This window comes from Pseudomonas sp. GM84, from assembly GCF_000282535.1.
In the GTDB taxonomy this organism is placed as follows: Bacteria; Pseudomonadota; Gammaproteobacteria; order Pseudomonadales; family Pseudomonadaceae; genus Aquipseudomonas.
The window spans coordinates 1-6,941 of sequence record NZ_AKJC01000281.1 but is presented as its reverse complement, the minus strand read 5'-3'; the positions used below and the strand labels follow the sequence as shown (position 1 = coordinate 6,941).

General features: G+C 64.6%; 6 protein-coding genes. 5 read left to right on the top strand and 1 reads right to left on the bottom strand.

The window, feature by feature from the left end; translation table 11 throughout:
- Window positions 1-218: 218 nt before the first annotated feature.
- Entirely contained in the window at window positions 219-1,394 is a 1,176-nt protein-coding gene (locus PMI38_RS20865; RefSeq protein WP_008098317.1) for an MFS transporter, read from the bottom strand.
- 207 nt (window positions 1,395-1,601) lie between these two features.
- Here PMI38_RS20865 and PMI38_RS20860 point away from each other — a divergent pair, with 207 nt between their 5' ends.
- The 5 genes from PMI38_RS20860 (at window position 1,602) to PMI38_RS20840 (ending at window position 6,534) form a co-directional block, all read left to right on the top strand.
- Window positions 1,602-2,057 (top strand): GNAT family N-acetyltransferase, encoded by a 456-nt coding sequence (locus tag PMI38_RS20860; RefSeq protein ID WP_008098315.1) that lies wholly within the window; start codon window positions 1,602-1,604, stop codon window positions 2,055-2,057.
- A gap of 90 nt (window positions 2,058-2,147) precedes the next feature.
- The gene (locus PMI38_RS20855; RefSeq protein WP_008098313.1) at window positions 2,148-3,368 is read left to right on the top strand and encodes a putative DNA modification/repair radical SAM protein; all 1,221 of its coding nucleotides are present in this window, start codon (window positions 2,148-2,150) and stop codon (window positions 3,366-3,368) included.
- Window positions 3,359-4,198 carry a TIGR03915 family putative DNA repair protein gene (locus PMI38_RS20850; RefSeq protein ID WP_043274053.1) on the top strand — a complete coding sequence of 280 codons (840 nt, stop codon included), beginning with the start codon at window positions 3,359-3,361 and terminating at the stop codon, window positions 4,196-4,198. The genes PMI38_RS20855 and PMI38_RS20850 overlap by 10 nt, the downstream gene beginning before the upstream one ends.
- A 53-nt stretch (window positions 4,199-4,251) precedes the next feature.
- The gene (locus PMI38_RS20845; protein WP_008098309.1) at window positions 4,252-5,934 is read left to right on the top strand and encodes a TonB-dependent siderophore receptor; all 1,683 of its coding nucleotides are present in this window, start codon (window positions 4,252-4,254) and stop codon (window positions 5,932-5,934) included.
- Between the two features lie 96 nt (window positions 5,935-6,030).
- Window positions 6,031-6,534: a GNAT family N-acetyltransferase gene (locus tag PMI38_RS20840; RefSeq protein ID WP_008098307.1), complete on the top strand. Its 504-nt coding sequence runs from the start codon at window positions 6,031-6,033 to the stop codon at window positions 6,532-6,534.
- The last annotated feature ends 407 nt before the right edge of the window (window positions 6,535-6,941 follow it).

The following is a 6,941-nucleotide window of genomic DNA, read 5'->3' as shown; positions in this document are numbered from 1 at the left end:
GGGCTTGTCCCGCGAACACCGGCGAAGCCGGTGCCATCCCCCGCGCTGCCTGTTTCGCGGGGCAAGCCCGCTCCCACAAGTACCCCGCAAGCCTTCAGGTCAGTGCTTATCCTGTGGAAACAACTGTCTTGCTCAACTCCTGAAAGCTGACCCGATTTCCTGTGGGAGCCGGCTTGCCGGCGATGCAGGCGCCACGCTGCAAGCCAGCGCCCACAGACTCAAGCCACCGCCACGGCGCGCCTGCGCCGCCAAGCCAGGCGTGCCACGGTGATCGACCAGTTGGCCAGTGCGATCACCAGCAGCAGTTGCAGCAACGCAGCCATCCCTGCCTCGACAATGACCTTACCCGCCAGCAGCGGAAAGCCGAACACACCGATGAAGTACGCCAGGCTGAACAACAGCAACGCCTGCGCGGTCTGCCCGGCCGGTGCTTCGTTTGCCGCCAAACCGTTGATCACCGAATAGGTCAACCCATAGCCGACCCCCAGCACGATCGCCGCCAGCAAGTACCCGCCAGGGCTCGCCACCCAGTACATGAACATCAGCACCGACAGCACGATCAGCGCCGTGAGCACACACGCCATCACGTAAGGGTCGCGCTTGACGATAAAGCCCGCGACCAGCAGGCGGCACGCGATGACCGCGGACATGAAGCCGATGAAGAACAGCGAGTAGTCCAGGTGCAGGAGCGCGGCATAAGAGGTCTGGAAGCTGGACAACCCACCAAAGATCGCACCGCCCAACCCGACCATCAGGATGGCGAAGGCGGCCTTGGACGACAGCACCGAACGCGCCGCCACCGGCGTAATGCGGCTCACGGCAACAGCGCTCTGATGCTGTTGTATACGCGGCGCCATCAGCAGGAACATCACACCCCCCAGCACACTGGCCCCGGCCGCGACCACGAAGGCCGCTTCGACCGGATAGCCCAGCGCCTGCGCCACCCGCCCCAACAATGGCCCGGTGCCGATGCCCGTCATCATGCAGCCCGAGAGCAGGGCAAAGTACTTCACCCGTCGCTCAGGCTCGATCAGCATCGCCACGATGATCGGCCCGAGGGTATAGAACACCCCCCAGCCAAAACCGAGCAGCAGGCCGAACAGCATCATGGCAACGCCCAGCCCTGGCAGCGCGGCAAAACCCAGGCAGGCCGCAGCTAGAAACACCGCGCCAAAGGCCACCGATTTGGCCGCGCCGAGGTGGTCGCTCAGGTGCCCGGAAAAGATCACGGCGAGAAAGGTACTGAGCATGGCCGTGGAGATCACCGAGCCGGCGTCGGCCTCGCTGGCGCCGTGCGCGCGCAAGGTCATCGCCAGGAGAAAGGTGGTGCCATAGGACAGGGACAGCAGGTAGCTGCTCAGGCAGAAGGTGCCAAACAGGCGATTGGAAGACATCGTTGATCCTTGACGTGCAAGCGGCCGTGGGGCCGGCTTTCCGAGCATTGTTGTTGGAGGTTCGAGAGACGTTCTATCACGGGCTTGCGCAGGCTTGGATATGAAATCGGCGGAGTGAAGCGTGGCAGGCTCATACCTATCGGCATACTGCATCGACCCCAGCGTGGCTGCAGTTTATGCTCGGGTCATTTCCCGGAGACCACCCACGTGCACCCAGCCCCTGCCCTGCGCCGCGCCACCCCTGCCGACGTCGAAGCCATCCGCGCATTGGTCCACGCCGCCTATTCGCCCTATATCGCCAGGATCGGCAAGGCCCCGGCGCCGATGCTGGACGACTACCACCAGGTGGTCGAGGACAACGACGTGTTCGTGGCACTGGAAGCCGGGCGCGTTGCCGGCGTGCTGGTGCTGCACCAGGAAGGCAGCGAGATGCTGCTGGTCAATGTCGCGGTGCTACCCGCCTGCAAAGGCAAGGGATTGGGCAAGGCACTGATGCAGTTCGGCGAAGAACACGCAAGGCAAGCCGGGTGCCATGCCATCCGCCTGTATACCCATGAGCGCATGCGCGAAAACATCGAGATCTACCAGAAACTCGGTTATGTGGAGACTCACAGGGCGCACGAGCACGGTTTCGCCCGGGTGTTCATGCGCAAGCCCCTTTGACGCGACGCAGCCACCGCCCGTCTCTCCCCCTCTTGCAATCAGCCGGCTCGCAAAATACTGTATGAATAATCAGTACAACGAGATCGGCCCATGCAACTCATCGCCAAGCTAGGCATCCTCGCCGACGCCGCCAAGTACGACGCCTCCTGCGCCAGCAGCGGCGCACCCAAGCGCAGTTCGCGCGGCAGCGACAGCCTGGGCGCCACCGATGGCATGGGCATCTGCCACAGCTACACCCCGGACGGCCGTTGCGTGTCCTTGCTCAAGGTGCTGCTCACCAACTTCTGCCTGTACGACTGCCAGTACTGCGTCAACCGCCGCTCCAGCAACGTGCCCCGGGCGCGCTTCACGCCTGAGGAAGTGGTGCACCTGACCCTCGACTTCTACCGGCGCAACTGCATCAGCGGGCTGTTTCTGAGCTCGGGCATCATCCGCTCGGCCGACTACACCATGGAGCAGCTGATCCGCGTCGCCCGCCTGCTGCGTGAGGAGCACGGCTTCCGCGGCTACATCCACCTCAAGACCATCCCCGATGCCGACCCGCTGCTGATCGAAGAAGCCGGACGCCTGGCGGATCGCCTCAGCGTCAACATCGAGCTGCCCACCGAAGCCAGCCTCAAGCGCTTGGCCCCGGAGAAGCACGCGCACACCATTCGCCAGGCCATGGCCGTGATCCACCAGGGACAGCAGGCTGTGGCCAACGAGCCGAAGGCGCCGCGCTTCACCCCGGCCGGGCAAAGCACCCAGGTGATCGTCGGTGCCGACGCCACCGACGACAGCACCCTGTTGCGCAACGCCGAATCGCTGTACCAGGGCTACGGCCTCAAGCGCGTGTATTACTCGGCCTTCAGCCCGATCCCCGACAGCCCCGGCAGTGTGCCGCTGGCCGCCCCGCCGCTGCTGCGCGAGCACCGGCTGTACCAGGCCGATTTCCTCTTGCGCGGCTACGGCTATAGCGCTGGCGAGCTGCTGGGCCTGGGCAGCAACCTGGCCCTGGACATCGACCCCAAGCTGGCCTGGGCCTTGGCCAACCGCGAGGTGTTTCCGCTGGATGTGAACCGTGCCGAACCGGCCTTGCTGGCGCGTATCCCCGGCATCGGCCTGCGCAGTGTGCAGCGCCTGGTGGCGTTGCGCCGCGAACGGCGCGTGCGTTACGACGACTTGATCCAGTTGCGTTGCGTACTGGAAAAGGCCAGGCCGTTCATCGTCACCAGCGACTACCGCCCCGCCCAGGCGGAACTGCGCAGCGGCCTGTTGCGTGACCGCCTGCGCGAGCCGCAAGCCCCTGTGCAGATGGGGTTGTGGGGATGATCGCGCTCGATTGCGGCGAGCGGTTCGACACCTGGCGCGAGCAGGCGCGCAAGTTGCTCGGGCACGGCATCGATCCGGCTGCAGTGACCTGGGCGCAAGGCCCGATCGCTGACTTGCTGGCCGTACCGGCAGCGCTGCCCGAGGGTGCCGGCCCTTTTCGCGCCAAGGTGCCGGCAGCGCTGTTGCCCCTGCTGGAACAGGCAGCCCGCTACCGGGGTGAGCAACGCTGGAACCTGCTCTACGAAGTGCTCTGGCGTGTGGCCCATGGCGACCGCACGGTCATGCTCGCCGGTGACCGCCTGGGCAGCGAGCTGCACCGGCGCATCAAGCAGGTCAGCCGCGAAGCGCACCACCTGCATGCCTTCGTACGCTTCGTGCCGTTGCCTGCAGCACTGGCCGAGCAGTTGCAGCTGGACCTGGTGGCCTACCACGACCCCGCCCACGACATTCTGCAAAGCGCCAGCGCGCATTTCGCCGACCGCCTGGGGCGCCAGCGCTGGCTGATCGCGACTCCTGTGGACGGCATTCGCTTCGACGGCGAGGGGTTCGACTATCGCCGCCAGTGCCCGGAAGCGTGGCGGCAATGGGCACGCAACGCCGAAGACCCAGGTGCGGAACTGTGGCGCACCTACTATCGCCACACCTTCAACCCGGCACGGCTCAACCCCGATGCCCTGCGCCTGCACATGCCGGGGCGTTTCTGGCGCCATCTGCCGGAAGGCATGCTGATTCCACAGCTGGAAGGGTTGGCGCGACAGGGCAAGCAACGTGATGGCCAAGCGCTGGAAATCGCGGGTCAACGGGGCAAGAAAATCCTCCCGGGCGAGTGACGCTTGCTGCAATGTGAAAAATTCGTGATTTTTTGGCATACCACGCTTTCAAGGTGCGACGAATCCTGGTCACCGGCTCCGGCAACCCGTCGGCGGCCATCAACCTGGTGCGCAAACGCCCGCTGGCGGAGCAGAAGGTCACCCTCACCGGCGCCGCCGGCAGCTGGGACAACTACCGCAGCGAGCTCGACGCCTCCAGCCCGCTCAACGACAGCGGCACCGTGCGCGGGCGCGTGGTGGCTTCGTACCGCGACGCCAACAGCTTCGTCGATGACGTGGAAGAAGACCACGGTCTGTTCTACGCCGTGACCGAGGCCGACCTCACCGACGACACCACCCTGACCGTCGGTTTCTCGCACCAGAAGGACAAGACCAACTACTTCTGGGGCGCCATGCCTACGGCGCTGGACGGCCACCACATGGACTTCTCGCGCTCCTACAACCCAGGCACCGACTGGGAGAACAAGGATCAGGAGATCAACACCGTGTTCGCCGAGGTGCGCCAGCGCCTGGCCAATGACTGGGCGCTGCAGGTCAACGCCAACTATTCCGAACAGGATGCGGTATTCACCGGCTCCTACCAGTCGCGCTGGGCCGGCCTGCAAGCGCCTCTGTCGCGCACCGTCTACCAGTCCAAGCACCAGGAAAACCAGGCCGGCGTGGACGGTTTCCTCAGCGGCCCGTTCCAGGCCTTCGGCCGCACGCACGAGCTGGTGGTCGGCGCCAGCAAGCGTATCTATGACATGGACACGCGCAACTACAGCCCGTATGACACCAACTGGCCGTTGAACGGCGGCAAGCCCAATTTCGTGCACACCGACAACACCCGCGAAGTCACCACCCAGGAAGGCGTGTACCTGACCACCCGCCTGAGCCTGGCCGACCCGCTCAAGCTGATCCTTGGCGGGCGCCTGGACTGGTACGACTACGACAACAAGGAAAGCGCCACTGCCGACTACAAGGTCACGCGAAACGTCACTCGCTATGCCGGCCTGATCTACGACCTCGACGAGCATCACTCGGTCTACGTCAGCTACAGCGACATCTTCAACCCGCAGAGCTACAAGGACGCCTCGGGTAGCCCGATCAAGCCGATCGAGGGCAAGAACTACGAGGTCGGGGTCAAGGGCGAATACTTCGACGGCGCGCTCAATGCCAGCATCGCGCTGTTCCGCATCGACCAGGAAAACCGCGCCGTCGCGCAGACCGACCTGAGCGGCTGCAGCGACCCGACCAACTGCTACGTCGCCTCCGGCGAAGTGCGCAGCCAAGGTATCGACATGGAACTGCAAGGCGCGCTGACGCCGAACTGGCAGGTCGGTGCCGGCTACACCTACGCCCGCGTGCACACCCTCAAGGACGCCGCCAAGCCGGCCAACGAGAACCAGCGCTTCGACACCGACACGCCGGAGCACATGTTCAAGCTGTCGACCACCTACCGCCTGCAGGGCCCGCTGGAAAAAGCCCGCATTGGCGGCAACGTCACCTGGCAGAGCCGCATCTACAACGACTTCACCGTCGCCGACGGCAGCGAGTACCGCCTGGTCCAGGGCTCCTACGCGATCACCAACCTGATGGCCGGCTACCAGGTCAACCAGAACCTCGACCTGCAGCTGAACGCCAACAACGTGTTCGACCGCAAGTACTACTCCGCCGTCGCAGGCTCGGTGGACTACGCCGGCGACACCTGGGGCACCCCACGCAACCTGATGCTGACTGCCAAGTACAGCTTCTGACCGCTATCGCTTGACCGAGCGCAGGGACGCGCTGTTTCGTCATGGCATACTGATCGTCGGCCTTTGCCAATCAGTCATCCAACCCTGGAAGCCGCCATGCTCATCCGCCCCGAAACCCCCGCCGACTGCCCCGCCATCAGCCGCCTGACCTTGCAGGCCTTCACCAACCACCCACATCACGCCCCCGGCCAGGCGCCTACCGAGCACCTGATCATCGAACGCTTGCGCGGCAATGGCGCACTGACGCTGTCGCTGGTGGCGGAAGATGAGGGTGGGCTCGTCGGGCAGGTCAGTGTTTCGCCTGTCAGGATCGATGGGCAAGACCTCGGCTGGTATGGGCTGGGGCCGATTGCTGTCATGCCGGCCAGGCAGGGGCAAGGGATCGGCGCAGCATTGATGCGCGAGGCGCAGGACGGCATGCGCGAGCAAGGTGCCGCAGGGCTGGTGTTGCTCGGCGAGCCGGACTATTACCAGCGCTTTGGTTTCAAGGCGTATGCGCAGTTGAGTTACCCCGGTGTGCCGCAGGAATACTTCATGGCGTTGCCTTTTGCAGGGGATGTTCCTGCTGGCAGCGTGGCGTACGACCCAGCCTTTGGCTGAGCCTTCACCGGCCCTATCGCCGGCAAGCCGGTATGAGGCACTGCGTGTACGAGGAAAGCTTGCCAAGGTCGCTACGGGATTTAGCCTTGCCGAGGATACAGCCCAATTGCAGGGCACAGCGTGATCCATGTGGGAGCGGGCTTGTCCCGCGAACACCGGCGAAGCCGGTGCCATGCACCGCGTTGCCTGCTTCGCGGGGCAAGCCCGCTCCCACAGGAATCGCGTCAACTTTCAGAAGTTGAGCAAGACAGTTGCTCCCACCAGGATCGCGGCAAGTCTTGGAGCTTGGGCATGACCCTTCCCCTCAGATACACCACAAGCATTGAGAACTGTGGGGGTATCTCCTGTGGGAGCCGGCTTGCCGGCGATGAGGCCGGGGCAGCAGCGCCTCTGTGGGAGCGGGCTTG